The following is a 16,357-nucleotide window of genomic DNA, read 5'->3' on the forward strand; positions in this document are numbered from 1 at the left end:
ATTCAATTTTAAAAAATTGTATCTTCGCCAACTATGAATAATGCAGACTTAACACACATAAAACACTTATTTTCAACACGAAAGCGCATTGTAATTGTTGCGCATAAAAACCCCGATGGCGATGCTATTGGGTCTTCACTTGGTTTATTTCATTATTTTAAAAAAGGAAATCACGAGGTACAAGTTATAATGCCCAACGATTATCCTGAATTTTTAAAATGGATTCCTGGAAACGAAACTATTCTAAAGTATGAAGAATCGCCCGTAAATTGCGACACTTTTATAAACAATGCCGATGTTATTTTCACCTTAGATTTTAATGCATTTCATCGTACGGGAACCATGGAAGAGTCGCTAACCAAAAGTAGCGCATTAAAAATAATGATAGATCATCATCAATCGCCAGACGCTTATGCTACTTACACCTATAGTGATGTTACCATGAGTTCTACTTGCGAAATGGTTTATAATTACATTAATATGTTGGGCGATGAAAATAGTATTGATGCCGATACGGCAACATGTTTGTATGTGGGAATAATGACAGATACAGGCTCATTCCGTTTTCCTTCAACAACAAGTAAAACGCATCAAATTATCGCTAATTTAATCGAAAAAGGAGCCAACAATTCGCAAATTCATAATAATATTTACGACACTAATAGTTACGAACGCCTGCAGCTTTTAGGTTGCGCCCTTAATAATTTAAAAGTAATACCCCAAAGCCGTACTGCATATATTACGCTGTCGCAAGACGAACTTAATCGTTATAACTTTAAAAAAGGGTTTACCGAAGGTTTTGTAAACTATGGTTTATCGTTGCAAGGCATTGTTTTAGCTGCTATTTTTATTGAAGATAAACAAGAAGGTATTATTAAAATTTCACTGCGATCAAAGGGTGATTTCTCTGTAAATTTAATGTCTCGCGAGCATTTTAATGGTGGCGGACACACCAATGCCGCTGGTGGCCGAAGCACTTTAAATTTAACCGAAACGGTTGAAAAATTTATTAGTATCTTACCAAATTATAACAATGCCCTTAATAATGAATAAATTTTTAACCTTTTTACTACTTATTTTAGTTTTTGGATGCAAATCGCCCGAAGCCAGACGACCCATTTCAGTGAAATCGGGATCGTTTATAAACGAATCTATCGAACGTAATAAAAAGCTAAACGCCAAAGAGCATGCTTTAATTGAAAAATTAATGCAAAATAAAGCCGAAAATTATATAGCTTCCGATAACGGTTTTTGGTACTATTACAATAATAAAATTGAAGCAGACACCCTAATAACGCCTAAATTTGGAGATATTGTTAACTATAATTACAACGTAAAAACCTTAAACGGACACGAAATTTACTCCGCCGAAGACATAAAAACTCAAAACTATGCCATGGATAAAGAAGAATTATTTTCTGGTATGCGTGAAGGGTTAAAACTTATGAAAGCAGGAGAAACCATAACCTTCATTTTTCCATCGCAAAAGGCCTATGGTTATTATGGCGACGACAATAAAATTCATCACAACACCCCATTAATTTGTAAAGTAACTGTAAACTCAATTACCCAAAATCAAACCCCATAAAAAAATGAATATCTACAACAAATCTATTTTCATTTTAAGCTGTGTTTTATTACTTAACCTAAGCTCTTGCAAAGCCCAATATCCTGATTTAGAAGATGGCATTTACGCCGAATTTATTACCACAAAAGGTATTATGGTAGCTAAATTAAACTTGGAAAAAACCCCAATTACCGTAGCCAACTTTGTGTCGCTAGCCGAAGGCACCAATACTATGGTAGATAGCATTTATAAAGACAAACCATTTTATAACGGCACTATTTTTCATCGTGTTATGGATAAATTTATGATTCAAGGAGGCGATCCACAAGGTACAGGCATGGGTGATCCTGGATATAAATTTAAAGATGAATTTCATCCAGATTTAAAACACGATAAACCTGGTATTTTATCGATGGCAAACTCAGGACCAAACACCAATGGCAGTCAGTTTTTCATTACCGAAATTCCTAAACCACATCTCGATAACGTACATAGCGTATTTGGCGAATTGGTTATAGGTTTAAATATTCAAGACTCTATCTCCAATGTTGAAGTAGATGGTAGAAACCGCCCTAAAAAAGATGTTGTAATTACCGAACTAAATATTATTAGAAAAGGCAAAGTAGCTAAGAAATTTAAAGCTAATGATGTTTTTATTAATCATTTTGCAGAAGAAGAACGCTTAGCTAAAGAAAAAGCCGAAAAAGAAGCTGCAATAATTAAAGCTTCGCAAAACAAATTTGAAGCTCAAAAAGTAAAAGCAACAACTTTAGAATCTGGCTTAAAATACTTTATTTCAGAAAACGGTACAGGCGAAAAACTAAAAGACGGCGATATTGTATCATGCCATTACGCGGTATATTTTGAAGATGCCAAACTACTCGAAACCAGCAAACTTGAAACGGCTGAAGCCCTTGACGCCGTTAACGAAAAACGAAAATTAGCAGACAAATACCAACCTGTTGAATTGGAATTGAGTGCCGATGCGCCGCTAATTTCGGGTTTAAAAGAAGGATTAAAACAACTAAGTTTAGGCGATAAAGCCACCTTTTTCATTCCCTATCATTTAGCCTATGGCGAATATGGCAATCGCGGTATTCCTGGAAAATCGAATTTAATTTTCGAGATAGAGACCATTGAACTTATTAATTAAAATTTAACAAAAAACACTGTTTTTAGGGCTATATTTACCCATAAAATTACACCTATGCATTTACTAAAACTCGATTGGAATCCCGTTACTGGCATTGATATTGTTGGAAATTTTAAAATCCATTTTTACAGCCTTATGTGGGTTGCCGCTTTTGTAGTTGGTTGGTACATTATGAAACGTATTTTTACTAAAGAAAAAATTGCTTTAGAAAATCTCGATCCGCTTTTTATTTATACCGTTTTAGCAACCATGCTTGGAGCGCGTTTAGGCCATGTGTTATTTTATCAATCGGAATTAATACAAGAAGACTTTTTTAGCATATTTCTGCCATTTAGTTTTAAAAATGGTGTTGAGTTCACGGGTTTTCAAGGTCTTGCTAGTCATGGTGCTGCCATTGGCATTATTATTGGCATGTATTTATACCGAAGAAAATACAAGTACAAATCGATACTTTGGATATTAGACCGCATTGTAATTGCTGTGGCTTCAGGAGCTGTTTTTATTAGAATTGGAAACTTTATAAATTCTGAAATTATTGGTAAACAATCGGGCGACTTCCCTTTAGGCGTGCGTTTTATTCAAGATTATTACAACAAATATGAAGCGGTACAAATTACAGGCATTAAAAACGTACAAAAAGCTTATGATGCCATTGCTAATAACGCTGAATTACTTAGCGCTGTACCATACAGACATCCAGCGCAATTATACGAATCGTTCTGCTATATTTTCGTGTTTTTAATTTTATTGTATTTCTACGCAAAAACTAAAAAAAGTGAACAAACAGGCTTTTTATTTGGGCTATTTTTAATTCTATTATGGTCTATTCGTTTCTTTATTGAATTCTTTAAAGAACCCCAAGGCGAAGAATACATTAACTGGTTTGGTTTAAATACAGGACAATGGTTAAGTATTCCGTTTATTTTAATTGGACTTTATTTTATGTTTGTTTACAAACCCAAAACTGTGGCAAAATAATGACTATTAAATCCTACGTTTCGTATTTCTTGTTAAGTTTGGTAATTGTTTTCACGTCGTGTAAAGAAGACAAAAAAGTTATTAAACAAACCGAAATTAGCTTTACAAAAGAAGGCGAACTTACTATTTTTAAAAGTGACAGCACACAAGTTAAATTTGACATTGAAATAGCAGAAACCAAGTACGAAACCCAAACTGGTTTAATGTACAGAAATAGCATGAAAGCGAACCGTGGTATGCTTTTTATTTTTAATGATGTGCAACCGCGTTCGTTTTATATGAAAAATACAAAAATTGGATTGGATCTTATTTTTATTGATGACAATAATAAAATTGTTAGTTTTCAAAAAAACGCGAAACCTTATAATGAAGCTTCTTTACCATCAAACGTTCCTGCAAAATATGTTTTTGAAATTAATGCAGGCTTAGTTGATGAAAAACACATTCTGGTTGGCGATAGTATTGACTTTATAAAACAATAGTTATTTCTTTTTTGAAGTCCTAAATATCCTTAAAAACAAAAAAGCCCTAATTGAAAAAGAAGAATATCAATTAAAGCTTTTTTAAAACTAACTAACTCAAAACGTGTCAAAACAATACTTTCATTTTGACAGCGCAAATATTGAATTATTATATTAATAAATTGTTACGATAATAAAAACTTACTATTATTTAATTGTTGTAACCAAAACGTCTCAATTGGTTTTGATTACTTCTCCAATTTTTATTCACCTTAACATATAAATCAAGGTGAATTTGCTTACCAAAAAAGGTTTCTAAATCTTTTCTAGCCTCAACGCCTACACGCTTTAAGGCACTACCTTTATGGCCAATTATAATACCTTTTTGTGTATCGCGTTCTACCATAATAACCGAGCGCACACGAATAATTTTTTCTTCTTCTAAAAACTCTTCAGTATCTACCTCAACGGCATAAGGAATTTCTTTTTTATAGTGCAGAAGAATTTTTTCGCGAATGGTTTCGTTTATAAAAAAACGCTCTGGTTTATCGGTAAGCTGGTCTTTAGGATAAAATGGTGGCGATTCAGGAAGTAACTCAATTATTCGGTTAAAAACAGCCTCTACTTGAAAACCTTCTAAAGCAGATATAGGAATTATTTCGGCATTAGGTACTTGCTGCGACCACAGTTGCACTTGCTCTTCTAATTGTTCTTGATTTGAAACATCAATTTTATTTAAAAGTAATAAAACAGGTATTTTTGAATTTGTTATTTTATTAAAAAAGGCTTCATCTTTTAAAGCATTTTCACCAATTTCAACCATATAAATAAGCACATCGGCATCTTCAAACGCCGATTTTACAAAATCCATCATCGATTCCTGTAACTCATAAGCGGGCTTAATGATACCTGGCGTATCACTAAAAACTACCTGAAAATCGTCACCATTTACAATACCCAAAATACGATGACGTGTTGTTTGCGCTTTTGAGGTTATAATAGAGAGTTTCTCGCCTACAAAAGCATTCATTAAGGTAGATTTACCTACGTTAGGATTTCCTATAATATTTACAAAACCAGCTTTATGCTTCATTTTAAAAAATTTATTTGCTGCAAAGGTACAACTTGGTATTTTATTTTGTTCCATAAAAAAAGGTGCTAAACGTATTTAGCACCTTTTTACGAAGTTTATTATTTAATTACTCTAATATTTCTAGTAATTCTACATCGAAAATTAAAGTTGCATTTGGCTCAATTTTTCCACCTGGTCTTGGGTTTGCACCGTATGCAATATCGCTAGGCACAAAAAACTTATACTTTGCGCCTTCTTTCATTAACTGTAAACCTTCAGTCCAACCTTTTATTACTTGTGTTACTCCAAATTCGGCTGGTGTACCTTTATCTACAGAGCTATCGAAAACTGTACCATCAATTAAAGTTCCATGATAGTGAACTTTTACTCTATCGGTAGTGGTTGGTGTTGCGCCTGTTCCTTCTTTTAAAACAATATATTGTAAACCACTTTCGGTTGTTACAACACCATCTTTTGCTTTATTTTCAGCTAAAAACTTCTCGCCTTCTTCTTTATTTTGCTTCGCTTTTTCTTGTCTTTTAGCTAACTCTTCTTGTTGTTTTTTCTGAAAATAGGTTCTTATTAATTGTTGTGCTTGAGTGGCATCTATTTGCATATCTGTAGAATCGGTAACATTCATAAAGCCTTGAATAAAAAGCTCTGTATCGAACTCATCGAAGCTATTTTTTACGTTTTTAGCCACATCCATACCAATGGCATAACTTACAGAGTCTATTTCTGTTGTTAAGGGTTTATTTGTAACACCTTGTTTGTTACATGATACAAGTAGCACTGCTACAATTGCTAAACTTAAAAATCTCATTAGTTTCATTTTATTTTTTATTGATTGCCAAAAATAGGAAAAATAATATTGAAGACTAAACTATTTAGAAATAAAAAAGGAATGCTCTCGCATTCCTTTTCCAAACAATCAATCAACTTACTAGTTGCTATTAACAACCATGCTCTTTATTGGTGTGCTATTAACCTTTCTCTTTTTTCTATAAACCCATGCAATTTGACCTAACTGCATAACTATTTTAACCGAATCTTTCATTGATAATTTTGAACCATCGGCATGAATCCATCGTTTTAATGGTTGCTCGCATAGCAATGTTCTTGCTTGTTTTAAACCAAAATGATGACTTATGCGTTTAAATATTTCAACATCAAATATCCATTGGGTAACAAATTTTTCTCCAAATGCAATGTTTATAACATCTTTTCTAAAAATTTTAGCACCACACTGAGTATCTTTAAAATCCATTTTCAAGATTTTACGGATAATATAATTAATGGTTAAACTTATAATTTTTCTTGCCGATTCTTTGGTTATGTTAGCGCCCATTCTAGAAATTCTAGAACCGCTTACTATTTTAAAGTTTGAAGCTTCAATGGTTTTTACTAAATCGTCGAAATCTTCTAAATCGGTCGATAAATCGGCATCTAAAAAACCAATAAAATCTAAATCGTTTTTGGCCGCCATATGCAGCATACCTAAACGTACCGCTTCTGCCTTTCCTCCATTTTTCTCACAATTATATACCGTGATAAAATCTTCTCTTCCTTTTTGTAAATTCTTTAAAACATCGAGTGTATTATCTTTACTTCCATCGTTAACAAAGCATAAATGATAACCAGAATACTTATCGATATAACTTAAAAACTCATCACTTAATAAGCGTTCTTCTTCGTTGTAACATGGAATAACCACGCCAACACATCGCTGTTGAATTACAACTTCGTCATTTAAGGTGCATTTTGTTTCATCGGGCACACCAATTAAACGTTTTACTCGAGCGCAAACCTCGTTTAAACTTAGCGGCTTTTTCATGTAATCGTCTATTCCTAAATCGAATCCCTTAGTAATCACATCGTCTTGTGTGTTTCCAGAAAGCACCATAATAGAAGTTTTAGGTTTATCAGATTTTCGAATATGCTCTACCACTTCTAATCCTGAAATCTCAGGCATGTTAATATCTACAATTACTAAATCTGGATTAAATGTTTTAAAAACCTCTAAGCCTTTTTTAGAGTTTGTTTCAATGGCTACTTCGTAACCAAGCTCGGTTAATCTTTTTTGTAATGGCAGTAAAACTAACTGCTGATCGTCGATTGCTAAAACTTTCATAACTAAGTTGATTTGTTACTGATTTGGATTACAAATGTATTACGATAACTCACTGAAAAAGCTTATTTTAGTTTAAGGGAATATATTGTGTAGACGAATGGTATTTTAGTATAGACGAGTGAAAAAATTTAGTACAAACCAATTTATATCTTTACTTTTATTAACAAAACAACAAGTTGAAACCCGAAAAATCTAACAAATATTTAATAGCAGCGCTTCTTTTAGGGTTGGCATTTCATGGGAGTTCTATTTTTTTTACTTTAGAAACCACTTACGATGCTTTGATACATTTGTTTTTTGCCGATCATTATGCGAATAGCTGGTTTGAACCATGGAATTACGAATGGTACACTGGTTTTACCGTACAAAGCTACCCGCCATTGGTGCATCAATCTATTGGTTTACTGTCGTATGTTGGCGGTGTAAAATTTGGAATGTTTGCAGTAGCGCTAATTGCAATTATTTTATTTATAACGGGTTCTTACCGCTTTTCTTTACTCATTTCTGGCAACCGAACTGTTGCTGGTTACGCCTCGGTTTTAGCTGTATTTTCGTCGTCGTTTGTAGAAACCTTACATATTTTTGGTCAGTTACCTAGTATTGTTGGTGTATCGGTTTTAATGCATGCCTTACCCGAAATATATTTATGGATTAAAACGGGAAAAAAATGGTATTTAGCCACCTGTTTATCGCTTATTGCTGTTACTGTAACCTCGCATCACGTTACCCCTATTTTTGGTATGGTATTTTTTATATTCCCATTAATAGGAATGGTAATTATGGATGTTTCTCGAGAGCAGGTTAACACCACTAAAGAAGTAACTTTCAAGATTTTTTTAAACAGCTTTTTTAAACTTTTTAAACGTATTGTTATTTTTGGAGGTTGCTCGCTGGTTTTAATAGTAGGTTGTATACTACCTTATTGGATAAACTCGAAAGCCAACCCAATAACTCAAGTTCCTATTCCACACGGTTCGCGCGATAATTTTTTAGAAATAACCTCGTCCGGACTCGTATTTTTCCTAATTCCTTGGGGCGTTTTATTAGTGCTTTTACCTTATATTTTTTACAGATATTATAGCAAGCGTTATATTTTTTTTGGTTTATCTATTACCATTCTAACTATTTTAGGTACGGGCGGAACGACGCCAATTCCAATTAAAGTTTTAGGCGAAACGGCATTTAACATATTAACCTTAGATAGATTTACACTTTGGGCTTCTATAATGTCCATTCCTCTTATGGGTGAATTTGCATATCGATTTGTTGAAGGCGATATGAAAGCATTAATTCAAAATAAGTTTGGTGCAATATATCATCGTATAATTGGCGGAATTTTAGCTGGTTTATTTGTGTTTATGGTCGTTTTTACTATGAGTTTAAATTATTTTAGACCATCGCAACCGCAAAAAATTAAAATGCTACCTATTGTTAATTTCTTAAATCAAGACGACCATGACAAGTGGCGATTTTTAACCCTAGGATTTGGCGATCAAATGGCGTGGCTAAGTGCACAAACAAACGCTATGACTGTTGATGGAAATTACCATTCGGCACGTCGTTTACCCGAATTAACCACGCGCCCCATAGAACGTTTAGAAAACTCTAAATTTAAAGGTGTAGCTGGCATTGGCTCGTTACAACAATTTTTAACCACTCCCGAAAAATATAATTTAAAATACATTTTCTCGAACGATAAATTCTACGATCCTATTCTATTTTTTTGTGGTTGGCAACGTCTGCGACAATTAGAAAATGGTATTATGGTTTGGGAACGACTAAATATTCCTCCAGTTTCATCTATTTTACCCAAAGAAGATGTCGCTAAATGGCTAAAAATTCACTGGGGCATTATGCCGTTTTTAACTGTTTTAATTGCTTTTATTTTAAATATACAAATGCTATGGGTTAACATGCTAAAAACCCGTGTAAAGCCTCCTAAGGCGTTTTTAAAATTTAGTATTACTTACAATAAATTTAATAGAAATGTTTTAAGAATTACACATGTGTGGTCCCTTTTTCTGGCGATAGTTGTGTGTTACGGCATTTATTTATTTTATTTAAAAAACGATTCACAACGAAGTCCTGAAAATGCAATTATAGCATATTATGATGCATTAGATTTTAAAGAATTTGAAAAAGCCCACAGCTTAATAGACCCTAAAAGCAACATACCCATTGCGCAATATATGTTAGAAATTTCGGTTACAGACGGCTTATTAAGCAGTTATGCTAAAATGGATGCCATAAAAGCCGAAGTAATAATGCATAACGATAGTACAGCCACAGCTACGGTATTTACAAACTGGATTACCCCTTTGGAAAAAATTGCTAAAACCGACTATAAATCGCTTACTAAAATAAAAGGAAAATGGTATTTATTACCCGATGATCTTGATAACGATTTACCTCCAGACCAACTTTACTCAAACAACGTTACTAAATATTACAACCAAGGTCGCCGCCGTATTACCACCGAACAAACACACCACGAGGATATTTTAAAACAACCCGTTTTAGAGGTAATTTCTGCAAAACTTGTAAAATACAATGGTAGTTATGCTATAATTGGCGAAGTACAAAATATTGACAATGTACCAGCCGATATAATTTTAAAAGGTACACTTTACAACAATAACAATAAACAACTAGCAACCTATAATGCAAAATACCATGTAAAGCATAAACTTATGCCTAAGGAAACTAGTAGTTTCAGGATTAATTTTGAAGGCATCGCATGGTCTAAAACACAAGATTCTATTCCAGATACTTTTAACCCCGATGAATTTACTCCCGTAGCATTCGAGGAACAACCCACCAAATTCAATTTACAAGCAGCTGGAAACGTAGCCGGATCTGATTTATACAAAAGTGTTGTACTAAGCGACCTAAGTATTAACCAAAACAGTATAAGCGGCAATTTATTTAATAGTGGCATTCAAGAAATTACTATTCCTCAATTACTTATAACGTATTACGATGAAAATAAATCGATGCTTTGGGTGGACCACTTATTTATAAAAGAAGGTGTTAGGCAAGAGCGCAAACAAGATTTTAATTATCCTATTTTAAATGAAGGTGCTGTAGAAATAATTAATTCTAGCATGAAAAACATTTTTGTTAATGGTTTACCTAATGAAGATATTTCGAATAAAATTGTTCCTAATCGTATTTTAAATCATGTAAATAGCGAGCTTCAACCTATAAATCACCCTGATTTTAGTTTTATAAAAATTGAAATCAACACCTATATTGCTAGTCCATTTTAAATGAAATTAAAATTAATATACATATTACTTTTAAGCTTGGTTTCAGTTATTTTTTCTGAAGCTCAGCAAAATTCATCTATAAAATTATTAACTAACACCGCATCAATACCTGTTGGCGAACCTATCGTTTTAAAATTTTCAAGCAGTACTAATTTAAAACCCCTTTTATATTGCTCAAATAGTTATGGTAGCACCGTTTTAGCATCAAAGCTAAATAACAACATTTTAGAATTTACTATCCCAACAAACATGACCAATAAAATTGGAGCTATAAACTGGAAAATACTTGGTACACCCGAAAATATTTCAGGCCATTTAACCATTGTTCCAAAACCCCAAGTAGCATCAATGGAAACCTACATTGGGCCGCCAAGTATTGAAGCCGGCGGTACAGATTATAGTATGCTTGTTGTAATTCCTACCGATAGTTTAGACAACCCTGTACCAACCAATACTTTAGTAAACGTAAAACATCAATTTATAAATATTGAAGAAACTAATGCCGTTTATACCAAAAACCTAATAGCTTACCGTAATATTTACGCACATAAAAAAGATGGACGCATTTTGGTGTCTTCTGAAAGTTTAGGAACAAATTCAAAAGAATTCACGGTAAATGCTATGCCTGCAATTCCATCAAATTTTACCATTATGGTAAATCGGCCACATAATTACGCCGATGGAAACCAAATAACCACGTGCACGACTTCTGTAATAAAAGATGCACATAACAATGTGGTAAGTGATGGTACTTTTGTTAACTTTTTTATTACGAATAATAAAGGTTACGTTTTAAAGTCATCGGGGTTAACCATTAACGGCATTGCTACTGCTAAAATTATTCATCCAGATTATGGCGACACTTGGCGCATAAAAGCCTATGTTGAAGGTATGGCCGAAAGCAACTCTATTTTGGTAAGCTACCAACAAGTTATTCAAGATTTTGAAGTTGCTTTTAAAAATAAAAACCGCAATCTAACCATTGGACCTTTACAAAGTTTTATGAAACAGATGATACCCGATGGCATGCAGGTAAAACTTCAAATTCATCAAAACAACAAACGCATTGAAACCTTTATAAAAACTTCTTTTAATGGCTATGTAACCTTTAATTTAAAACCCGAAATTTTTAAAAACGGCACATATGATATAACCGTTGAAACTGCTGGAATTACAAAAGAATTTAAAACCTTAACGTTATGGTAAGTTTAAACAAAACTATTATGCGAACCATACTTATTGCATCGTATATTATGCTTATAGCCCTTTTAACTTATGGTTTAAGTGCTATTTTTAGCTATTTAAATACAGGAGCCGACCGCAGTAAAATGCTCCATACAGAAATTGCAAAGGTGGAGCAGTATTTACCAAAAATTATTTGGCAACCATTACGTAACGAAGGTCGCCCCATGGATAATGAAAACTTAAATACCTTACAAAACGATTACCTCGATGCATGGTACGTTAAGCAAATTGCTTACAAAACCAATAAAATAGCTGGCATTAAAGATTACTATACCGAAAGTGCACGCGAAAATTTGTATCGCTTTATTGAGCTTAACAAAAAAAACAACATTTCGATTGAAGCAACAACGCTTAACCATAATCCTAATTTAGATTTTTTTAGTGAAGATGGCCAACTTGCCGTAATTACCGATAAGGATGTAACTGAATACAAACGCATATTTAAAAACGATAGTCTTTTACACGAAACCAATGAAACTTCGACTTACAAAATTGTATTTTTACTTGAAGATGGCTTTTGGCGTATAAGGCATATGGTAAAAGAACAAACACAAGAAACAAAACAAACCTCTGCAACTATAAGCACCAATAGTTTAAACATTAAAGGTATAAATTACTATCCGCAAGCCACACCATGGGATATGTTTGGCGACCAGTTTTCGACCGACACTTTAGCGCAAGACTTTAAAATTATTAAAGATGCTGGATTAAATTCTATTAGAATTTTTGTGCAATACGACGATTTTGGTGCGGCAAAAGTAAATCCTTTAAAACTTAAAAAACTATTACAAACACTGGATATTGCAAAAGAGCATAACTTAAAAGTGGTTTTAACCTTGTTTGATTTTTATGGCGATTATTCGATGATGAATTGGACACTTAACCAACGCCATGCCGAACAAATAATTAGCGCAGTAAAAAACCATGACGCTATATTGGCTTACGATATAAAAAACGAACCAAATTTAGATTTTGAATCTAGAGGTAAACAAAATGTAATAGCTTGGTTAGAAAAAATGATTGATTTAGTAAAAACAATGGATAAAAAACACCCGGTTACCATAGGATGGTCCAACACCCAAAGTGCCACAATTTTATTGAGTAAAGTTGATTTTGTTTCGTTTCATTATTACGAAGATTTAAAGCAATTAAACGAGGCGATAACATCCTTAAAAAAGCAAATAAAAAACAAAGCTATTGTTATGCAGGAATTTGGATTATCGTCGTATAACGGGTTTTGGAAACCCTTTGGAAGCACCGAAGAAGACCAAGCAAATTATCATAAAATGGCACAAAACATAATTGCTAAAAATGAGTTACAATTTATGTCTTGGACCTTATACGACTTTGCTAAAATACCAAAGGAAGTCGTTGGTCGACTTCCATGGCGAAAACGAGTTCAAGGGCATTTTGGCTTTATTAACCAAAACCGAGAGACTAAACCCGCCTTTCAATATATTTCTAAAGAATAACTTCGTTTGTAGCTAATTCTTCTCTATTATTTCGCTTTGATAGTATACTTTTAAAAGTAGCCACATACATTTGAGCTATTTTAGACATGGGGTATGCCGTAGCTGCTTTATAATTGGCTTTTCCAAGCTTAACTCGGTATTCCTCATTGGTTACAATGGCTTCAATAGCATTAGCTAAACTAGTTACCGAGGTTGGCTCGAAAAACTCACCGCGATAACCTTCATCTTTTATTAAAAGTGCTAAATCTCCTAAATCGGGCATTACAACCGCTTTCCCATAACTACCCGCTTGATGTAAAACTCCAGAACTTCCAGTAGTTGAAGTATATGGAAATACCACCACAGCACTATCGTTAAACAAACCAGGAACCTCATGCTCTTCTACATAACCTGTAAATCGTAGTTGCTTAACATGACAATATTGTTGTTTTACCCCCTCTAAATATCCTGGAACATTTGGGTTATCGGTTCCTGCAATTACAATTTCAAGATTCAATCCTGTTTTAGTTCGCACTTGCTCTACGGCTTCAATCATCTGCTCTACCTTTTTATAAGTACCAAACTTACCAAAAGTCATAATTTGCATTGGCGCTTTTGGTATGTTATAATTTGGCTCTTCAGCTATCTCAAACGTACCATGAGGTATTAATTTCACGTTTTTAGCGTGATATTTATCCTGTAAAATATCAACATACTTTTGCATAGTTAGTGCAACGGTATCGGCTTGAAGTATTAAACGTGTTAAACTAGAACCAATAAAACCATATATTTTTTGCATAAGCTTACTATTTGTAAAACCTGCACTGCCTAAATCTACCTCTTCTAAAATATTATGAAGCAAAACTATACTAGGAATACGCTTTAATTTACAAACAAGTGGCAACATTAAACCTAAAGCGGCAGCTACTTTTTTATCGCCAAATTTCATAAACTGTAAATTAAACAATACCGCATCGGGTTTCGTATTGTTAATAGCCTTAGTTACACTAAAAATATTTTTATAACTATTAAAACTCCAACATTCTTTAACAGTAATTTTACAACCTGCTTCGGTAAAGTTAAGATCCTTATTGCCTTCTGTTTTATCGGTTAGTAATATAAGTTCTGTAATATCTTCCTGTTGCCTAAATTGTTTTACAAGATGGTATGCATACTCATTTAAAGTAACCTTACTTGGCGGATAAGCTGTAACTAGTGCTAATTTCATGATATAGATTTTTTAGGATTATGGTACAAATTTGAGGATTTACCTTACTTTAATAAGTAATTTTAGATAGAACGCTATTTTAGTGTAGACGAATGGTAATTTGCTTTAGACTAGACTATTTTTTATGATTTAACTTAAAAAACGCCATTTGAATAATAAGTAAAAGTAACATAGCTATTATTTGCATATGTACAACCTGAGATAAGCTATCGTGAAAAAACACAACTAATCCCATTTGCAAAACCCCAAAAACACCCGATATTATAACGGGCAAGTATTTATCGAGCGATAAATAATAATATGCAAAAATATTTGAAATAGCGAACATCGAGGTGGCTAAAGCGTATTTCCATAATAAGGGTGCCATAGCTAAATAACTTTTACCAAATAACAGGGTAATAGCCGTTTTTGGAAATAAGGCGCATACTAATGTAATTAAAATGGCAATTCCTGCTATATAGGCCACATACTTAAATAAAACTGGAGCTGTTTCTTTTCCTTCTTTTTTTAATTGAATTACTGTTGGTAATAATAACATTACAAACATCCAAGCTATAAAATAAACGATACGTCCTATTAAAGCTAACGATGCATACAAGCCTGCATCGTACGATTCAAAATAATGCTTTACCAATAAAATATCGCTATTATTTATTATAATTTGGGTTAACTCATAAAAAGCTGTAATTACAAAAAAACTTCTAATTGCTTTTGTATTAGTTTGGCTTAACGATAAATGCTTTACCGATACTATTTTAGGCATCTTAAATGGTACTAAGCCAAACATAAACGACACTAAAATACCAATGGCTATTACTATTGAAGACTGCAAATTTAACATATAAATTAACCCTAAAGTAATAACCAAACGGCTTAACATTTCGCCTTGGTAGGTAATTGACAGCGACTTAAACGCTTTTTTCCCTTGGTAAACACCGCGATTTACGCTCATTATAAAATACAGCGGCACACCAAAGCCAAAAACCATAAACATACTGGCAGACGATGTATTGAAAACCACTTGCAATTGGTTAGCAAATAAAACAATTAGCAATCCTAAAACAACACCTACCAAAAGGGCATTCTTATAAATTTTACTAATAAAACTGTTAAACGTATCGTTCTCAAACAACACCGAAAATTTTGCTGTAACCAATTGAAATGTCATGGCTGCAAAACTTAAAACCAGCAAAAAAGTAATTAAAACGGCTGCATCTGCAAATTGCGCAGGTCCTAAAATACGACCCAGAATTAAATTGTATAAATAATTACCTCCATTAACAATTAGTACGCTAAGCATAAACAATTGTTCTGGAGTAATTTTCCTTGTTTTTAAAGTGGCTAAAAGTTGCATGATAGATTTGGAGTTTATCAATGTTGGGGCTATTAATAATTTATAGGTTACTTATGTTTTGATTATAAAATTCGCTAATTTGCTTACCTTCAACCGATAAGACTTTTTTCTTCTCAAAAGCAAATAAGTTAAGTTCTATAAAGGCTTTTATTCCTGCCAGACTTATAGACTTTACCTTATCAACGTTCAAAATAATTTCACTATAACGATTAAAAAGTGCTATAATCTCGTTTTTAAATTGCGAAACGTTAGAGGCGTCTATTTCGCCTTCTATCACAAAAATCTTATTTTTAGATATAATTTCCATAGTCATTTTGCGTAACATTAATTTATTATTCGTTTGATATTGATGCAAATATCATTTAAATATCAACCGACGGCTTTTAAATTTCGGTGAGTTGCAATTTGCTGTAGGTGAATGAAGTGCATTTTGGTATTAACTTGCAGT

Annotated in this window: 14 protein-coding genes; 8 read left to right on the forward strand and 6 right to left on the reverse strand. The window is 33.1% G+C overall.

Annotated elements, in window-relative coordinates; translation table 11 throughout:
- Window positions 1–33 precede the first annotated feature (33 nt).
- The 5 genes from PK35_RS11150 to PK35_RS11170 are packed head-to-tail and all read left to right on the forward strand — an operon-like array spanning window position 34 to window position 4,180.
- A complete protein-coding gene (locus tag PK35_RS11150) occupies window positions 34–1,053 on the forward strand; it encodes a DHH family phosphoesterase (protein ID WP_044626802.1) in 1,020 nt (339 codons plus the stop codon).
- Complete coding sequence (gldI, locus tag PK35_RS11155) at window positions 1,046–1,588, forward strand: gliding motility-associated peptidyl-prolyl isomerase GldI (protein WP_044626803.1); 543 nt, start codon at window positions 1,046–1,048, stop codon at window positions 1,586–1,588. Before PK35_RS11150 ends, gldI begins: the two co-directional genes overlap by 8 nt.
- Window positions 1,589–1,592: 4 nt before the next feature.
- On the forward strand, window positions 1,593–2,720 hold the full coding sequence (locus tag PK35_RS11160) for a peptidylprolyl isomerase (protein WP_044626804.1): 1,128 nt from the start codon (window positions 1,593–1,595) through the stop codon (window positions 2,718–2,720).
- A 54-nt stretch (window positions 2,721–2,774) separates the two neighbouring features.
- Window positions 2,775–3,698, forward strand: coding sequence for a prolipoprotein diacylglyceryl transferase (gene lgt, locus PK35_RS11165; protein WP_044626805.1), 924 nt, complete (start codon window positions 2,775–2,777; stop codon window positions 3,696–3,698).
- Window positions 3,698–4,180 (forward strand): DUF192 domain-containing protein, encoded by a 483-nt coding sequence (locus tag PK35_RS11170; RefSeq protein WP_044626806.1) that lies wholly within the window; start codon window positions 3,698–3,700, stop codon window positions 4,178–4,180. Before lgt ends, PK35_RS11170 begins: the two co-directional genes overlap by 1 nt.
- Window positions 4,181–4,370: 190 nt before the next feature.
- Here PK35_RS11170 and era read toward each other — a convergent pair whose 3' ends face one another.
- The 3 genes from era to PK35_RS11185 all read right to left on the reverse strand — a co-directional run bounded on the left by era (window position 4,371) and on the right by PK35_RS11185 (window position 7,362).
- Window positions 4,371–5,252, reverse strand: coding sequence for a GTPase Era (era, locus tag PK35_RS11175; RefSeq protein ID WP_044626862.1), 882 nt, complete (start codon window positions 5,250–5,252; stop codon window positions 4,371–4,373).
- Window positions 5,253–5,358: 106 nt separating this feature from the next.
- Window positions 5,359–6,054: a BamJ family beta-barrel-assembly machinery protein gene (locus tag PK35_RS11180; protein ID WP_316930180.1), complete on the reverse strand. Its 696-nt coding sequence runs from the start codon at window positions 6,052–6,054 to the stop codon at window positions 5,359–5,361.
- Window positions 6,055–6,174: 120 nt separating this feature from the next.
- Window positions 6,175–7,362 carry a response regulator gene (locus PK35_RS11185; protein ID WP_044626808.1) on the reverse strand — a complete coding sequence of 396 codons (1,188 nt, stop codon included), beginning with the start codon at window positions 7,360–7,362 and terminating at the stop codon, window positions 6,175–6,177.
- Between the two features lie 176 nt (window positions 7,363–7,538).
- On the opposite strand from PK35_RS11185, the gene PK35_RS11190 reads away from it, so the two are divergent.
- From PK35_RS11190 to PK35_RS11200, 3 genes are read left to right on the forward strand one after another with little or no spacing between them, the layout of a single operon-like run.
- A complete protein-coding gene (locus PK35_RS11190) occupies window positions 7,539–10,631 on the forward strand; it encodes a membrane protein (protein ID WP_044626809.1) in 3,093 nt (1,030 codons plus the stop codon).
- On the forward strand, window positions 10,632–11,837 hold the full coding sequence (locus PK35_RS11195) for a hypothetical protein (protein WP_044626810.1): 1,206 nt from the start codon (window positions 10,632–10,634) through the stop codon (window positions 11,835–11,837). It begins immediately after the preceding gene.
- Window positions 11,831–13,348, forward strand: a complete 1,518-nt coding sequence (locus PK35_RS11200; protein ID WP_044626811.1) for a glycoside hydrolase family 2 TIM barrel-domain containing protein — start codon at window positions 11,831–11,833, stop codon at window positions 13,346–13,348. The genes PK35_RS11195 and PK35_RS11200 overlap by 7 nt, the downstream gene beginning before the upstream one ends.
- Here PK35_RS11200 and PK35_RS11205 read toward each other — a convergent pair.
- The 3 genes from PK35_RS11205 to PK35_RS11215 form a co-directional block, all read right to left on the reverse strand.
- A complete protein-coding gene (locus tag PK35_RS11205; protein ID WP_044626812.1) occupies window positions 13,338–14,555 on the reverse strand; it encodes a glycosyltransferase in 1,218 nt (405 codons plus the stop codon). The two genes, PK35_RS11200 and PK35_RS11205, sit on opposite strands and share 11 nt — an antisense overlap.
- A 115-nt stretch (window positions 14,556–14,670) precedes the next feature.
- Window positions 14,671–15,909: an oligosaccharide flippase family protein gene (locus PK35_RS11210; RefSeq protein ID WP_044626813.1), complete on the reverse strand. Its 1,239-nt coding sequence runs from the start codon at window positions 15,907–15,909 to the stop codon at window positions 14,671–14,673.
- A gap of 40 nt (window positions 15,910–15,949) precedes the next feature.
- The gene (locus PK35_RS11215; RefSeq protein WP_238320911.1) at window positions 15,950–16,216 is read right to left on the reverse strand and encodes an STAS domain-containing protein; all 267 of its coding nucleotides are present in this window, start codon (window positions 16,214–16,216) and stop codon (window positions 15,950–15,952) included.
- Between the last annotated feature and the right edge of the window lie 141 nt (window positions 16,217–16,357).

This window comes from Neotamlana nanhaiensis, from assembly GCF_000943555.1.
GTDB lineage: Bacteria > Bacteroidota > Bacteroidia > Flavobacteriales > Flavobacteriaceae > Neotamlana > Neotamlana nanhaiensis.